Source organism: Acinetobacter lwoffii (genome assembly GCF_049367455.1).
GTDB lineage: Bacteria > Pseudomonadota > Gammaproteobacteria > Pseudomonadales > Moraxellaceae > Acinetobacter > Acinetobacter lwoffii_W.
On sequence record NZ_JBMPXW010000001.1, the window covers coordinates 2,897,421 to 2,911,685 of the forward strand.

The 14,265-nt window shown below is 43.7% G+C and carries 14 protein-coding genes and 1 riboswitch; of the genes, 6 read left to right on the plus strand and 8 right to left on the minus strand.

The window, feature by feature from the left end; translation table 11 throughout:
• The first annotated feature begins 235 nt into the window (after positions 1-235).
• Positions 236-323: riboswitch (glycine riboswitch) on the plus strand.
• Between the two features lie 135 nt (positions 324-458).
• Together ACO1B7_RS13945 and ACO1B7_RS13950 are read left to right on the plus strand one after the other, a co-directional pair.
• Complete coding sequence (locus ACO1B7_RS13945) at positions 459-716, plus strand: FAD-dependent oxidoreductase (protein ID WP_423090255.1); 258 nt, start codon at positions 459-461, stop codon at positions 714-716.
• 13 nt (positions 717-729) lie between these two features.
• On the plus strand, positions 730-1,704 hold the full coding sequence (locus ACO1B7_RS13950; RefSeq protein ID WP_423090256.1) for a D-amino acid dehydrogenase: 975 nt from the start codon (positions 730-732) through the stop codon (positions 1,702-1,704).
• 82 nt (positions 1,705-1,786) lie between these two features.
• On the opposite strand, the gene ACO1B7_RS13955 is transcribed toward ACO1B7_RS13950, so the two are convergent.
• The gene (locus tag ACO1B7_RS13955; RefSeq protein ID WP_044108325.1) at positions 1,787-2,440 is read right to left on the minus strand and encodes an A1S_1983 family putative colistin resistance protein; all 654 of its coding nucleotides are present in this window, start codon (positions 2,438-2,440) and stop codon (positions 1,787-1,789) included.
• A gap of 100 nt (positions 2,441-2,540) precedes the next feature.
• On the opposite strand from ACO1B7_RS13955, the gene ispF reads away from it, so the two are divergent.
• Positions 2,541-3,029 (plus strand): 2-C-methyl-D-erythritol 2,4-cyclodiphosphate synthase, encoded by a 489-nt coding sequence (gene ispF / locus ACO1B7_RS13960; RefSeq protein WP_004731199.1) that lies wholly within the window; start codon positions 2,541-2,543, stop codon positions 3,027-3,029.
• 2 nt (positions 3,030-3,031) lie between these two features.
• Here the strand turns inward: ispF and ACO1B7_RS13965 are convergent, their stop codons facing one another.
• The 3 genes from ACO1B7_RS13965 to ACO1B7_RS13975 form a co-directional block, all read right to left on the minus strand.
• On the minus strand, positions 3,032-3,556 hold the full coding sequence (locus ACO1B7_RS13965; protein ID WP_004280464.1) for a protein tyrosine phosphatase family protein: 525 nt from the start codon (positions 3,554-3,556) through the stop codon (positions 3,032-3,034).
• 64 nt (positions 3,557-3,620) lie between these two features.
• Positions 3,621-4,712: a 3-deoxy-7-phosphoheptulonate synthase gene (locus tag ACO1B7_RS13970; RefSeq protein WP_174893669.1), complete on the minus strand. Its 1,092-nt coding sequence runs from the start codon at positions 4,710-4,712 to the stop codon at positions 3,621-3,623.
• A gap of 127 nt (positions 4,713-4,839) precedes the next feature.
• Positions 4,840-5,730, minus strand: coding sequence for a sulfite exporter TauE/SafE family protein (locus ACO1B7_RS13975; protein WP_423090257.1), 891 nt, complete (start codon positions 5,728-5,730; stop codon positions 4,840-4,842).
• A 387-nt stretch (positions 5,731-6,117) separates the two neighbouring features.
• Between ACO1B7_RS13975 and lpxB the strand changes: the two genes are divergently transcribed.
• A complete protein-coding gene (gene lpxB / locus ACO1B7_RS13980; RefSeq protein ID WP_423090258.1) occupies positions 6,118-7,290 on the plus strand; it encodes a lipid-A-disaccharide synthase in 1,173 nt (390 codons plus the stop codon).
• Positions 7,291-7,292: 2 nt separating this feature from the next.
• Here lpxB and ACO1B7_RS13985 read toward each other — a convergent pair whose 3' ends face one another.
• Positions 7,293-8,243 carry an AraC family transcriptional regulator gene (locus ACO1B7_RS13985; protein ID WP_180038469.1) on the minus strand — a complete coding sequence of 317 codons (951 nt, stop codon included), beginning with the start codon at positions 8,241-8,243 and terminating at the stop codon, positions 7,293-7,295.
• A gap of 188 nt (positions 8,244-8,431) precedes the next feature.
• Between ACO1B7_RS13985 and ACO1B7_RS13990 the strand changes: the two genes are divergently transcribed.
• Positions 8,432-9,646 (plus strand): alkane 1-monooxygenase, encoded by a 1,215-nt coding sequence (locus ACO1B7_RS13990; RefSeq protein ID WP_374952744.1) that lies wholly within the window; start codon positions 8,432-8,434, stop codon positions 9,644-9,646.
• A 54-nt stretch (positions 9,647-9,700) separates the two neighbouring features.
• Here ACO1B7_RS13990 and ACO1B7_RS13995 read toward each other — a convergent pair whose 3' ends face one another.
• The gene (locus ACO1B7_RS13995) at positions 9,701-11,524 is read right to left on the minus strand and encodes an acyl-CoA dehydrogenase (RefSeq protein ID WP_423090259.1); all 1,824 of its coding nucleotides are present in this window, start codon (positions 11,522-11,524) and stop codon (positions 9,701-9,703) included.
• 78 nt (positions 11,525-11,602) lie between these two features.
• Between ACO1B7_RS13995 and ACO1B7_RS14000 the strand changes: the two genes are divergently transcribed.
• Positions 11,603-12,583 (plus strand): GlxA family transcriptional regulator, encoded by a 981-nt coding sequence (locus ACO1B7_RS14000; RefSeq protein ID WP_423090260.1) that lies wholly within the window; start codon positions 11,603-11,605, stop codon positions 12,581-12,583.
• Between the two features lie 6 nt (positions 12,584-12,589).
• Here ACO1B7_RS14000 and ACO1B7_RS14005 read toward each other — a convergent pair whose 3' ends face one another.
• Both ACO1B7_RS14005 and ACO1B7_RS14010 read right to left on the minus strand, forming a co-directional pair.
• Entirely contained in the window at positions 12,590-13,792 is a 1,203-nt protein-coding gene (locus ACO1B7_RS14005; protein ID WP_253146300.1) for an MFS transporter, read from the minus strand.
• Positions 13,789-14,232, minus strand: coding sequence for a MarR family winged helix-turn-helix transcriptional regulator (locus tag ACO1B7_RS14010; protein WP_423090261.1), 444 nt, complete (start codon positions 14,230-14,232; stop codon positions 13,789-13,791). The genes ACO1B7_RS14005 and ACO1B7_RS14010 overlap by 4 nt, the downstream gene beginning before the upstream one ends.
• Positions 14,233-14,265: the final 33 nt, after the last annotated feature.

Here is a 14,265-nt window from a genome sequence, read left to right on the forward strand (position 1 = left end):
AATGTTGAGTTCTATTTAAGCGCCAAAATTAAATAAGTTCTGGAATTTTATAAAGGATAGAACTTGCTCATTTTACTTAGGACAGCAAAATCTAAAAATTTGATATCTAGGCAATATCCTCCATCACCCATGTAGGCTCTTAATTAAAAAGAATCACAGATAAATTCACGTGAATTAACATAAATAAAAACTGTGTTTTTCCTAAAAATGGTATATAAATTGCTCATGATAATAAAACATTATTGCAGGAGAGAAATGCTTCTGCATTCGCCGAAGGAGCAAGTTCCCAGGAAACTCTCAGGCAAAAGGACTGTGATAATGGATAAAAACTCTGGAGAGAAGTGTTCAATCACTCACCGAAGGGGAAGGTGGCCGCATTGATGTGCAATGTATCTACCGAAGCTCTCAGGTACACATGACAGATGGGAAAAGACATCAATATAATCAAGGAGGTGTCTATGCGTCATGTCGTGGTGATTGGGGCCGGTATTACCGGAGTAACCACAGCTTATGAGCTTGCGCTATCAGGCTATCAAGTGACTGTGGTTGATCGGCATCTTTATCCGGCAATGGAAACATCCTTTGCCAATGGCGGCCAGCTTTCTGCCTGTAATGCCGAAGTATGGAACCAGAAAGCCACGGTACTCAAAGGCATCAAATGGATGTCACAAAAAACCGCACCACTTTTTGCTCAATCCTTCTTTCAGTGTGCATAAATACAGCTGGCTCATGGAATTTCTGGGCAATATCAAACATTATGAAGCCAATACCCGAGAGACTGTACGGCTGGCTTTACTGGCAAGAGCACGCTTATTTGAAATTGCCGAAACAGAAAATATTGATTTCAATTTAGAAAAACGTGGAATTTTACATTTTTATCATAACAAGACAGATTATGATGTTGCGATCAAAGTCAATGATCTGTTGTGTAGCGGTGGTCTGGAGCGCAATGCCATTTCCAATGCAGAAATCAAGCAGATCGAACCTGCATTAACTGGCGATTATTATGCAGGATTTTACTGTCAGAGCGATGCCACCGGGGATATTCATAAATTTAGTACCGGTTTGGCCAAAGCCTGTATGCAAAAAGGCGTGAAATTTGAGTTTGGTCAAGATGTTTTTGTTGTTGATCATCAGGCTCAGAATATTCGGGTTAAATGCAAACCTAGTACTGAAAATGTCCATTCCTCTCCAGAGGATGTTCTGGAAATTAATGCAGATGCCATTGTGGTCTGTGCAGGGGTTGGCAGCTATCAATTGGCTGAAATACTTGGTGAACGAGTCAATGTCTATCCAGTCAAAGGCTACTCGATTACCGTGCAACTGAATGATGAGCAGAGCCAGAACAACGCACCTTGGGTCAGTCTGCTAGATGAAAGTGCGAAAATTGTCTTGTCACGCCTAGGCAAGGATCGTTTGCGTGTTGCAGGAACAGCCGAGTTTAATGGCTATAACCGGGATATTCGTGCTGACCGAATTCAACCTTTAATTGACTGGACCAATCGTAATTTTGACCTGTGTACTGAGCATGTTGTTCCGTGGGCAGGCTTACGCCCCATGATGCCAAATATGATGCCTGTGGTACGCCGTGGCAAACATGAGCGGGTCTTTTACAATACCGGACATGGTCATCTGGGCTGGACTTTATCAGCTGCAACGGCTGCGATGATTAGTCAGGAAATTGCGCAATACTATCCAGCTTAAATTGATAGCCCGCTTGCGGGCTATTTTTTACATCAAAGATATCATTTTATATAACAATAAATTTTAATATTTTTAAATTAAATCAATCATATAGTCGATAAATACCGGTAAAGCGTTCACAGCCTTTCTGCTGGCTACTGACCGCTAAAATGGCTTTACTATAGTTAAACTCATAGCGGCAGTCATTTTCATTATCGGTGATCTGGTTTTTTGTCTCAGGCGTGGTATAGGCTAAAAAAGGAACGGTCTGCTTCTCGGTCCGGTTATTTGGATTACGATATGCCAGGCCTTCAATCTTGATCCGGTCTTTGGTCAGTTGATGAATCTTGAGATGCACGGGCTGCTTGGCGATTTGTCCCTGTTCAAACTTAATATAATGCTGGGTCAGACTTTGATTCAGTGAAATATAGACATTTAAATCATCTAAACGCCATTCAAACTGCTGTTTAAAACAGTCTAGCGTTTTGCATTGCTGTAAGCGGGTCGCCCATAGTTGTTGGCTATCTTGTAATAAACGCACAGGTGCATCAGTAATCAGAAAAGCAGTAAAGTATTGGTCTGTGATTTTTTCACGAGATTCAGCCAACGATGCTGAGCAGACTTTATTCATGGCAGGCGTTTTTTTGCTGTAATCGCTACAGTCCATTGTGATCGCCGAGCTACCCGTAGAAATCATCCCCAGGCCGAGCATCAGGCCAATTATTTTCAACATATTTATATCAGTTTTCAGTAGCATGATCGCTTATACTTTCACTGTGTTACGCTTGGTCTAACTATAGCGAAATAGAAAGCAAGTGTACAAGATTTCAATGGGCTATTTCTAAAGGATGTATAAGGTGATCGCACAAATTCGTATTGGCCAGGGTCTGGATGTGCATGCATTTGAAGAAGGTGATTTTGTCACTTTGGCAGGCATTCAAATTCCGCATACTCAAGGTCTGAAAGCACATTCGGATGGTGATGTGGTGCTGCATGCACTCTGTGATGCTTTGTTGGGTGCATTGGCGCTTGGAGATATTGGCCAGCATTTTCCGGATACAGATCCTGAGTTTAAAGGTGCAGATAGCCGGGTACTACTCAAGGATGTCTATCAGCTGATTCTGGATCGTGGCTATCACCTGAATAATGCTGATATTACCGTGGCCTGTGAACGTCCAAAACTGGCTAAGCACAATCTGGCGATGCGTCAAAGTATTGCAGATGTCTTGGATGTTGATGTGACTCAAATCAGTATCAAAGCCACCACCACTGAACAGTTAGGTTTTACCGGTCGTCAGGAAGGCATTATGTCCATGGCAACCGTGCTGTTGAGCCACAGTAAATAAAATCAGGCAAAATAATTTGGATTAATCAGGGAAAGTTCCAGTTCCTGCGTTGCTTTACGACCTTGTAGCTGTAGGGCAACCGCATGCATTAAACCGGTCCAGGTTTCATTTGGTTCCCAGATCTGATGCAAGTGTTCTTGTGCTGTAGGCAGATCCATATCCATATAGTACTGACGATATAAATACATCAGACAACTGACATGGTAGTTTTGCGAACAATGTACCCAGACCATTTGCTCTTTTACCAGATGATCGATCAGATCCAGTACCAGCAGGCATTGATTGTCTGATGGGGTTTCCCAGGAAATCGGAACCTGAATATAGTTCAGTCCCAGCTCAAGGCAAATTTTATCTTCATGCGGCAGATACTGTTCGCTATCGGTCAGCGCCACATTGATGACTGTAGATACACCGTATTCTTTCATCAGCTGTAATTGGGTAGTGGTCGGTTGACCAGAGCTAAACAGATGTTCGTGTATGAACTGAAAATTCTCAATCTGGCTTAATGCCGTTTCAATATCATTCATCAGATAAATTTTCCTTGTTCTAGAAATGCAAACGCCATCTTGGCGATGGCGTTGGTCAGATCATTTAACGATTAGGTAAAATGTCTTTCAATGCCTCATGCATGTCGAGTAAAACTTTTTCAGTCGTTTCCCAGTCGATACAGCCATCCGTAACGGATTGACCGTATTCCATCTCATTCAGGTTCGCCGGAATGTCCTGACGACCACCCTTAAGATGACTTTCTACCATAATACCAACAATTGACTTGTTTCCATCAAGAATTTGTTCGGAAATGTTTTTAAGTACAAGTGGTTGCAGGTACGGGTCTTTGTTAGAGTTGGCGTGGCTGGCATCAATCATGATCTTGGTGCTGACTTTGGCCTTGGCTAGAGCAGCTTCTGCATCGGCAACCGAGCCTGCATCGTAGTTCGGTTTGCCATTACCACCACGCAGTACCACGTGAGCATAAGGGTTACCTGAAGTACGAATGACAGCCACCTGACCTTGATCATTCAGACCGAGGAAGCTATGGCCATGTTTTACCGATTGCATTGCATTGGTCGCGACCGTTAAACCGCCGTCTGTACCATTTTTAAAGCCGACTGGTGAGGAAAGACCTGAAGACATTTCGCGATGCGTCTGGCTTTCTGTGGTACGTGCACCAATTGCTGACCATGAAATCAGGTCTTGGTAATACTGTGGCGAGTTTGGATCAAGTGCTTCAGTGGCACATGGCAAGCCCATTTCATTCAGTTCAAGTAATAGCTTGCGACCGATACGCAGACCTTTTTCAATATTGAATGAATCATTCATGTCTGGGTCATTGATCAGGCCTTTCCAGCCTACGGTAGTCCGTGGTTTTTCAAAATAAACCCGCATCACGATGTATAAGCTGTCTTTAACTTTTTCGCTCAGTACTTTTAAGCGTTCAGCATATTCATGCGCCGCCGCCGGATCATGGATAGAACAAGGGCCAATTACAACGAACAGGCGTTTGTCTTCACCATCCAGAATTTTACGAATCGTTTCACGACCATGCAGTACGGTTTGATAAGCAGTTTCAGTCAACGGTAACTCTGCTTTAAGCTCAGCAGGGGTTACAAGAGGAATCATGCTGTGGATATTCACGTCATCAATATCTGATGCTGAAATAGGATTTGACTGTTGTGTATTCATTGCCGTCACTGGTTCGATCATACAAAAGGTTGTTTAATAGCCCGAATATAACATGAATGATGCGTCACTTTGTTATAAAAAAGATGAATACTTCTTTGAAAAAAAAGTGATGAATCGGATAGTTAACTTAAACGGACGGGGAATTTTGGCTTACAATTATCATTGCTGTTTCAGCAGGTTGAGCCGGTTTTGATTTCACAGGATTAATCATGAAATTCACGCCCAGCGCAAACAGGGTAATGCCTAAAATTTTGCGGATCAGTTTTTCCGGCATACGTGAGCTGAGTAAAGTGCCGACAATAATCGCCGGAATAGACCCCACCAATAACCACATGAGTAGCATGAAATCGACGTTGCCTGAAGACATATGACCCAGCCCTGCAACCAGGGTCAGTACCACTGCATGCACAACATCTGAGCCAATGATACGAATCATTGGCAGATTCGGGAACATCACTACAAGTGCCATGATACCGAATGCGCCGGCACCCACTGAAGAGAGCGTGACAAATATGCCCAAGATAATGCCCATAATGATGATAGCTACGCGCTTTTCCTTGGCTTGCAGCTTTACTTTTTCAAGATCTTGGGTCATATCCGGTAGTTCTTGTTTTCTGTATTTATTAAAAAGATTTTCGATCTGGCTACGAAACAGAATGGATAAGCCGGTAATGGTTAGCATAAAGCCCAATACCATGGTCAGGACGGCCTTGTAATGCGTTGATTGGCTCAGATAGTTATCAAGAACCCAATGTGTTGCAAAAGATGCGGGAATACTGCCAACGGCCAGCCAGATCACAATCGGCCAGACAATATTCATTTTCTTGGCATGCACAAACGAGCCACAGAATTTAGAAATCGCGGCATAGAGCAGGTCAGTACCAATTGCGATATGCGGTTCAATCCGGAATAAGCTAATAAGAATTGGCGTCATCAATGAACCACCACCCACACCGGTGACACCTACACAAAAACCTACTAGAACGCCTGCTAAAATAAATTCAATCGGACCAAACATGCATATATGCCAAAATCAAAAAACGAGCATATCTTATGACTTTTGGATATAAGTCGTTGTCTTGATTATTGATTTACTTATGCATAAAAAAGATAAAGCTAGGTGAAGAATATTAGGTGATCTTTTATGTTTATTTACTGGAGTATGTATAAAGTGCGAATATGATGATTGATTTTAACTGCCCGATTTAACCCGTTTCTATCTAATTTAATGTAGCTGTAAATGTCGATTTAATTCTTGTTATGCAAGCTCCCTCATCGACTAAGTCATTCTAAACGGTGGGTTTCTTAAAATTAGAAGATGCTTAAGCTTCTTCCGGAATAGCCACAGGATTATGTTAGAATCCCGATTCAATAAATTTCCATGCGGATTTGAGAGGAAACCCACTTGCTAAATCGAAAACTAAAAATTGGAATCGTGGTCGGTGAAGTCTCTGGAGATACGCTTGGCGCAAAATTGATTCGCCGTTTTCGTGAGCAAGGCATTGATGCTGAATTTGAAGGTATCGGTGGGCCACAAATGATCGCGGAAGGCTTTAAAAGTTATTATCCGATGGATATTTTATCGGTGATGGGCATTGTCGAAGTTCTGAAAGACATTAAAAAACTGTTTGCTGTGCGGGATGGTCTGGTGGAAACCTGGACTAAAGATCCGATCGATATTTTCATTGGGATTGATGCGCCTGATTTTAACTTGCGTTTATCAAAAACCATTAAACAAAAACAGTTGCCTATTAAAACCGTGCAATATGTCAGTCCTTCAGTCTGGGCATGGCGTCAAGGCCGTGTACATGGGATAAAGGCCAGTATTGATCTAGTACTGTGCCTGTTTCCATTTGAAAAAGCGTTTTTTAAAAAATGGGATGTGCCAGCAGCTTTTGTTGGGCATCCGCTCGCCAGTCAATTGCCGCTTGAAAATCCAATTCTGGATGCTCAAACAGAATTAGGTCTGGATCCACATCAGAAATATATTGCCTTATTGCCGGGCAGTCGTCGTGGTGAAATTGAGCGTTTAGGCTCTTTGGTTCTGGATGCTGCCAATATTCTGCATCAAAAATATTCGGATTATACCTTTCTGATTCCTGCGATTAATGATGCGCGTAAACAGCAAATCGAAAGTTTACTTGCCACTTATCCTGAGAGCTTACAAGCTCAGATTCGCTTGATGGAAAATACCAGCGCTGAATCCAAAATTGGCCGTCAGGTCATGAATGCGTCCAATATTATTGCACTGGCGTCTGGAACTGCAACGCTTGAAGCGATGTTGCTGCACCGTCCGATGGTGACTTTTTATAAATTGCACTGGCTGACCTATCGAATTGCCAAATTACTGGTAAAAATCCCATATTTTTCATTACCAAATATAATTGCTGGCAAAAAAGTGATTCAAGAACTCATCCAATCCGCTGCTACACCTGAAAATCTGGCAGCTGAAATTGAAAAACTGATGGATATTGAAGCAGCGCAGATTCAGGTTATGCAGCATATCACCATGCACAAGCAGCTACTTTCTGGCAATAGCGAAGATCCGGTCACAGCAGTATTGGCATTAGTCCAGTAATTTTAGTCTGGTAATAAAGATTGATTTTTCTGACAATTCAGCCGGTATTGGGTCGGCGTCTGTTCAAACTGTTTTTTAAAACTTTGGCTAAACGCCGTCTCGGATGAATAACCGACCAGATAAGCGATCTGCTGGATACCAAATCCACTATTTCGTAAATATTGCGCTGCCAGACGCAGGCGGTGCTGTTGCAGATAGGCAAGGGGTGGCTCACCGACAATCTGGGTAAACAGTTGGGCGAATTTGGAACGTGACATATGACACTGTTCGGCCAGACTTTCTACGGTCCAGGACTGTTCAGGTTTGCCATGAATCGCCGCCAGTGCATTAGATAATTCCGGATGCGAAAGAGCATTCAGCCAGCTCGAGGCATTTTCCAGGTTTAAAATATAATCTCGCACGCATTCAATCAGTAAAATACTGACCAGATGATCCAGAATTTTGTCACGTCCGGGACGAAGCTGCTGGGTTTCCAGTGCAAGAAATTGCAAGCCGACCTGTAACCATTCCGGTGCGGTATCACCCAGAATATGTTGAATATGCAGGTATTTAGGTAATGCACTCAAAAGAGGTTTGGCCATCTGGATATCCAAGCTAGAACGAATAGCCAGTATGAAACTATGCTCCGCCGAATTTTCCCGATTGAGATCAATACATTGCTGTACATTGCTCTGAAAATAAGGATTAATCGCATGGTGCTCAGAAAAATCGGCATTGTCTGGGCAGGAAACATGATGGGAGGAACCTGCGGGTAATAGCACCAGATCACCTTGCTGCAGCTCCAGTCGATCACCATTCATGAACTTTAATTGCGCCTGTCCTTGTAACAGGATATAGGCCAGCATAAAGGGTTCATGTTGATAGTCAAAGCCGCCCGGATGAAATACATTCAGATAAAGATATTCCGATTTTTCCAGATGAATATCATCAAAAATTTTACTTAAAGCATCCATGCCTAACTCTATTCTTCTGTTTTATTTCATTTAATTGACTATAAATTTTTTAACTTTGTGATTTTAGGCCAGAATTTGGCAGCATGTGCCAAAGACGCTGACATAGCTTTTCTGGACGTTGAATACTGTTCGCTACTGCTGAAATAATCAACTATAAGTGCAGAGTAACATAAAAAAGGAAGGTCGCAATGAATGCCCCTGCACAAATCCAGAAAGCGCAGTTTACGCAGGAAGCGTCGGCACTAAAAGGTGTAAAGCTGGATAAAAAACGTTTTGGCTGGTTACTCAGCCCAGGTCTGCCTGTAATCGGAATGGGAATTCTGGCCGGTTATCATTTTGGTCCTAAAGCCACTCAAAAAGTCTTTGCGATGGGCGGGCCTTTATTATTGCATGTCATCATTCCGACATTGGATGCTCTGATTGGCGATGATGCCAATAATCCAAATGATGAGCAGATCAAGGCACTGGTTAACGATCCTTATTATGACCGCATTGTAAAAGCATTTATTCCCTTACAAATGGCAGCCAATGCCTTTGCTGGCTATGTCGTAAGTCGCCCAAATATGTCTTTGCTAGATCAGGTATTGCTGGGAGTTTCTATGGGTGCGATTAATGGTGTGGGGGTGAATACCGCACATGAACTCAGCCATCGTCCCCAGAAAAAAGACCATTACTGGTCTCATGCCAGCCTGATGCCTTTGGGCTATAACCATTTCCGGATCGAACATCCTTATGGACATCATAAACGGGTAGCCACGCCTGAAGATCCGGCATCTTCAAAAATGGGTGAATCTTTTTACCGCTTCTGGCCACGTACCGTAATAGGTGGATTAAAATCTGCAATCCAGATTGAAAAAAGACGGCTCGAGCGTAAAGGACTGAAATTCTTTAATCAGGAAAATGAGCTGTTTCATGGTTGGGCCATGAGTGCCGGCTATCATGCCTTGATGCTAAAGGCGTATGGCAAGAAAATTATTCCTTATACACTGACACAGGCATTTTATGGCGTTAGCCTGTTTGAGATTGTGAATTATATCGAGCACTACGGACTGAAACGTGGACAGAAAGCGGATGGCAGTTATGAGCGAACCTTGCCGGAACATAGCTGGAATAACAACAATATCGTAACTAATCTGTTTTTGTATCAGTTACAACGCCATTCTGATCATCATGCTTTTCCAAGCCGTCCATTTCAGGCGTTGCGGCATTTTGATGAAGCGCCAGAATTACCCAGCGGTTATGCAACCATGCTGATTCCAGCCTTGATTCCACCTTTATGGTACAAAATCATGGATCAGCGGGTATATCAGCACTATCAGGGCGATTTAAGTAAGGCTAATATCTTGCCTTCCAAGCGTGCCAAGCTATTTAAAAAATTTGGTGTAAATAACTCTACAGCTTAATGAATTACAAAATAAAAATGCGCCGATAAAGGCGCATTTTTTGATTAATTCTGCCTAGAACCAGTCGGCTTGCATATTCAGGCAAGTATCATCCAGATGCATCAGTAATTTGGCCTGATGTTCAATTTCAGGGAGTTCCCAGCGAATAAAATATTGAGCTGCCTGAATTTTCCCTGCCAGAAAAGTCTGATCTTCTGCCTGCGAAGATGTGCCAAACTTGAGTTGAGCCTGATTCGCCATTTCCAGCCATAGCCAGGCTAGGATGGTCTTACCCATCATATCCAGATACAGGCCTGAATTGGCCAAAGCTTCGCTGACTTTGCCTTGATGCAAGGCCTGGCCTAAAATCTGTGTAGTCTTTTGCACAGTGGCAAGATGCTGTTTATAGATCTTTGCGAGTTCCACTATCTTAGGTTCATGAATCTCTGACAAGGTCTTCTGGATGCGCTGCATGAGCAGATTGAGCCCTTTGCCATTATGCTGCCAGAGTTTACGTCCCAGCAGATCCAGAGATTGAATGCCGTAAGTTCCTTCATGAATCGGATTGAGCCGGTTATCACGGTAACATTGCTCCACCGGATATTCACGAGTATAACCCGCGCCGCCCAGGACCTGAATAGCCAGATCATTGGCTTTCGGACCATAGGCAGAAGGGAAAGATTTGACCACCGGGGTGATGAGATCAAGCAGAATTGCACTATCTTCATCTTGAGCTGCCTGAAGTTCATCAATTAATCGGGCTGCAAATAAGCAAAGTGCCAGCGAACCTTCTACATATGACTTTTGCGCCAGTAGCATGCGTTTGACATCGGTATGTTCAATGATATTTACTGGTTTCGAGTCAGGTGTTTTTTCATGAACTGGCCGGCCTTGCGGACGGTTTTTAGCATAATCCAGAGATTCCAGATAGCCACGATAACCAATCATGGCTGCGCCCAGACCGACACCCACACGTGCTTCATTCATCATCTTGAACATATATTTTAAGCCATGACCGGGTTCACTAATTAAATAGCCTAAGCAATTATCATTTTCTCCAAAGCTTAAAACTGTAGATGTAGTACCTCGATAGCCCATTTTGTGCAGTAAGCCAGCCAGCTGTACATCATTAGCTTCACCGAGTGAACCATCCTCGTTAGTTTTGAATTTTGGTACGATAAACAGGGAAATTCCTTTCACGCCTTGCGGCGCATCCTGAATCCGCGCCAAGACCAGATGCACAATATTTTCGCTAATGTCCTGATCGCCACCCGAAATAAACATTTTCTGGCCTTTAATTTTATAAATTCCATCTGCCTGAGGAATGGCTTTAGTGGTCAGATCGCCCAAAGAGGAACCTACATTCGGCTCTGTCATGGCCATGGTGCCAGCAAAGCGGCCACTCAACATATGCGGTAGGAATATTTGCTTTTGTTTTGGGGAGGCAAAAGCCTGTATCAGGTTCGCCGCAGCGGCCGTTAGAAAAGAATAAGCCACGGTGGACGGATTGGCCGACATAAAATAAGCATTGCAGGCCATATTCACCAAAGTGGGCAGTTGCATGCCACCATCTGCATAATCATGCTGGGCGCAAAGCAGGCCGGCATTGGCAAACTGTTGCCAGGCTGTCTTCACTTCATCAATGGTTTTGATCTGTTTGCCGTCAAAGTTCGGTTCATGCTGATCAGCTTTGGCATTATGCGGCGCAAAATAATCGGTCGCGATACCTTTTGCCGTTTCCAGAATACTGTCGAAAGTATTTTTGTCATGATCCTGATAGCGTTGCAGTTTAGTCAGCGCTTCAAGTTTGAATACGTCATAAAGCTGGAAATGCAGATCTTTATCATTAATCAGTTGGGTCACGGTACTGTCCTGAATGTGCAATCCTTGAGATAGCATCAAGACTAGCAGTTGCTTTTATTGAGGAGGATTGTCAATAATGACATGAATCGGGTGAAAAGTGACAAATAAAAAAATATGCAAGATGTGGTGATTTTAGGCTTTGATGGGGCACTGGCTTCGGCCATTACGGGCGTGGTCGATTTATTTGCCATGGCTGGCGTAAGCTGGAACCGGATCCAGCAGCAGGATGTACAGCGCCTGTTTAAGGTGAGTATCGCCAGTCCGGATGGACACCCGATTCGGTGTATCAATGGGCTGCAGTTGCAGGCACATGTTTCTTATCAAGAGATTCAAACTGCAGATATTCTGGTGGTACCGACCATCGCTGCACCAATTCAGGATGTATTGCAACAAAATCCAGAACTGATTCATTTTTTAAAATCTGCACATGCAGATGCGACTTTAATTGCAGGAAACTGTACCGGAAATTTTTTTCTGGCAGAAGCAGGTATTTTAGATGACCGAATTGCAACAACACATTGGGGTTTTCAGGACATGTTTCGTTCACGCTATCCTAAGGTGAAACTGAATGCCGATCTGATGATTAGCCGGGATCAAAATATCTATTGTGCGGGCGGAGGCCTGGCCTGGTTTGACCTGGGGTTGCATCTGATTGAGCGCTTTTATGGCTTTGAGGTGGCCATGCAATCGGCTAAATCTTTTGTAATTGATTACCGCCGTGATAGCCAGTTGTCTTATTCATTGCTGAATATTGGCCAGCCGCACCATGATGAACTGGTACAAAAAATCCAGAACTGGCTAGAGCAGCATTTTCATGAAGATTTTAGTTTGAACCAGCTGGCAGAGCAGTTTAATGTGACTGGCCGAACCCTGATTCGACGCTTTAAACAAGCCTTAGACATACCGCCCAATCAGTATTTACAAGCGATCCGGATTGAAGCCGCACGTAAACGACTGGAAGAAACCGATCAAGCTGTGGATGTGATTATGCAAAATGTCGGCTATCAGGATCCAAGTTCATTCCGCCGTTTATTTCATAAAAAAACCGGTCTGACGCCGTTGGAATATCGGCGCCGGTTTAGTCGGCGCTTTTAAAAGCTTTTAATGAGAAGGCTGTACTTTTCCTGCTTTACGGCCATGCAGAAGGTAATACCAGGCCAGACAGCTTAGGGTGAGCAGCGCCGAGAACAGATAAAGCTGGCGGTAACCAATCTGGTCCAGCAGCATACCCAGAAAATACGGGCCAAAACCAAGACCGGCATCCAGGGCAATAAAGAAGGTTGAGGTAGCAAGCCCCATACGCTGCAATGTCGTACTTTTCACCGCAATGGTTTGACACACTGACTGGATATTCCCAAAACCAAAACCAAGCAAGGCAGCACTGGCAAGTAACATCACAGAGTTTTGCGCCTGACTGAGGAGCAATATCCCCAGTGCCATAATCACAATGGCAGGATAGATAATGATATTTTCGCCTTTACGGTCCATGAGCGGGCCGGTAAAAGGACGCGAAAGCAAAATGGCAAAGGCATACATTAAGAAAAAGAATGATGCTGCTTCGACCAGATTAATGTCTTTGGCATAAAAATGAATAAAGGACAGTACACCTGAATAAGAAGTAGCCACCAGCAGTACAATCAGTGCAATCGGTAGGGCATTCGGTTCAATATACTGAGCCAGTTTACTGGTGCTTTGCGAAGTAGAATCTGCTGACGAATGACCTGCCTTAAGGCGTGGTGGCTGGATGAACAAGCCACAAATCAGGCAGCTGAGCGCAACGATACTGGTAAAGATGAAAATTACCTGATAATTAAAATTTGTCATCAGCCAGATTCCGGCAAAGGGACCAATCGCTGTGCCGAGGGTGCTGCTCATGCTGAAATATCCAATTCCTTCACCACGTCGTGTGGCAGGAATGGTCTGTGCAATCACTGTACCCAGTACAGTAGAAGCCATACCCATCATAAAACCGTGTATCAGACGGATGCCTAGTAAAACTTCCAGCTTGGCCGGAATCATATACAGTCCGGAAAAGAGAAGAAAACCAGTCAAACCAATAACGAGCGTATTTTTTAGGCCCAGACGATTCAGTAATTTCCCGATCAATAACCGTCCGAATAGGGTGCCGACAATAAACAGGCCTGATACCAGACCGGCTTGCGCAGTCGAAGCACCTAGCTCAGCCACCGAGTAGCCGACGATGACAATCACCAGCAGATAGAACACCAGAACCAGCTGGAAATTCACCAGACTGATCAGGATAAAATTGGGCGTCCATAAAGGCGCTTCTTGTTCTTGGCTCATTGAGGTCTGTCCTGAGATGAGGGATATAACTGCTGAATGAGTTGTATCAAGGTATTTTTGCTGCCTTCAAGATCATCTGATGCAATGTGCTCAAGCAACTGATCTTCAAATGCATCGATCTGGGTGGAACACATGGCAAAGGTCTCGATTCCTTGCTCACTCAGCTTGAACAGCTTTTGACGTTTGTCTTCAGTTTCGAGTTGGGCAATCAGATCGAGTTCAACCAGTTGCTGAATCCGCTTGGTAATACCGGGCTTGGATACATTGAGATAACTGGAAATATCTGCCAGCGTGCATTGTTGCTTTGACTGGATGACGTATAACACCTGCCATAAAGAATAATTCAATTGTGATGACAACAAGATCGTATTGATCTCATCGCTCATCAGTCGTGCGCAGCGTAATAACAGCGTACGAAGTCGGGGAGATTCGGAAAACATATGGTTAGTTAACCTGGGTAACTAAATTTGGGC

What these genes read in the sequence shown, in the direction of transcription:
- ACO1B7_RS14005 (WP_253146300.1), bottom strand. Translation starts at nt 13,792, where the DNA reads ATGAGCCAAGAACAAGAAGCGCCTTTATGGACGCCCAATTTTATCCTG.
- ACO1B7_RS13995 (WP_423090259.1), bottom strand. Translation starts at nt 11,524, where the DNA reads ATGCTATCTCAAGGATTGCACATTCAGGACAGTACCGTGACCCAACTG.
- ACO1B7_RS14000 (WP_423090260.1), top strand. Translation starts at nt 11,603, where the DNA reads ATGCAAGATGTGGTGATTTTAGGCTTTGATGGGGCACTGGCTTCGGCC.
- ACO1B7_RS13970 (WP_174893669.1), bottom strand. Translation starts at nt 4,712, where the DNA reads ATGAATACACAACAGTCAAATCCTATTTCAGCATCAGATATTGATGAC.
- ACO1B7_RS13945 (WP_423090255.1), top strand. Translation starts at nt 459, where the DNA reads ATGCGTCATGTCGTGGTGATTGGGGCCGGTATTACCGGAGTAACCACA.
- ACO1B7_RS13965 (WP_004280464.1), bottom strand. Translation starts at nt 3,556, where the DNA reads ATGAATGATATTGAAACGGCATTAAGCCAGATTGAGAATTTTCAGTTC.
- ACO1B7_RS13955 (WP_044108325.1), bottom strand. Translation starts at nt 2,440, where the DNA reads ATGCTACTGAAAACTGATATAAATATGTTGAAAATAATTGGCCTGATG.
- ACO1B7_RS13985 (WP_180038469.1), bottom strand. Translation starts at nt 8,243, where the DNA reads ATGGATGCTTTAAGTAAAATTTTTGATGATATTCATCTGGAAAAATCG.
- ACO1B7_RS13950 (WP_423090256.1), top strand. Translation starts at nt 730, where the DNA reads ATGGAATTTCTGGGCAATATCAAACATTATGAAGCCAATACCCGAGAG.
- ACO1B7_RS14010 (WP_423090261.1), bottom strand. Translation starts at nt 14,232, where the DNA reads ATGTTTTCCGAATCTCCCCGACTTCGTACGCTGTTATTACGCTGCGCA.
- ACO1B7_RS13975 (WP_423090257.1), bottom strand. Translation starts at nt 5,730, where the DNA reads ATGTTTGGTCCGATTGAATTTATTTTAGCAGGCGTTCTAGTAGGTTTT.
- ACO1B7_RS13990 (WP_374952744.1), top strand. Translation starts at nt 8,432, where the DNA reads ATGAATGCCCCTGCACAAATCCAGAAAGCGCAGTTTACGCAGGAAGCG.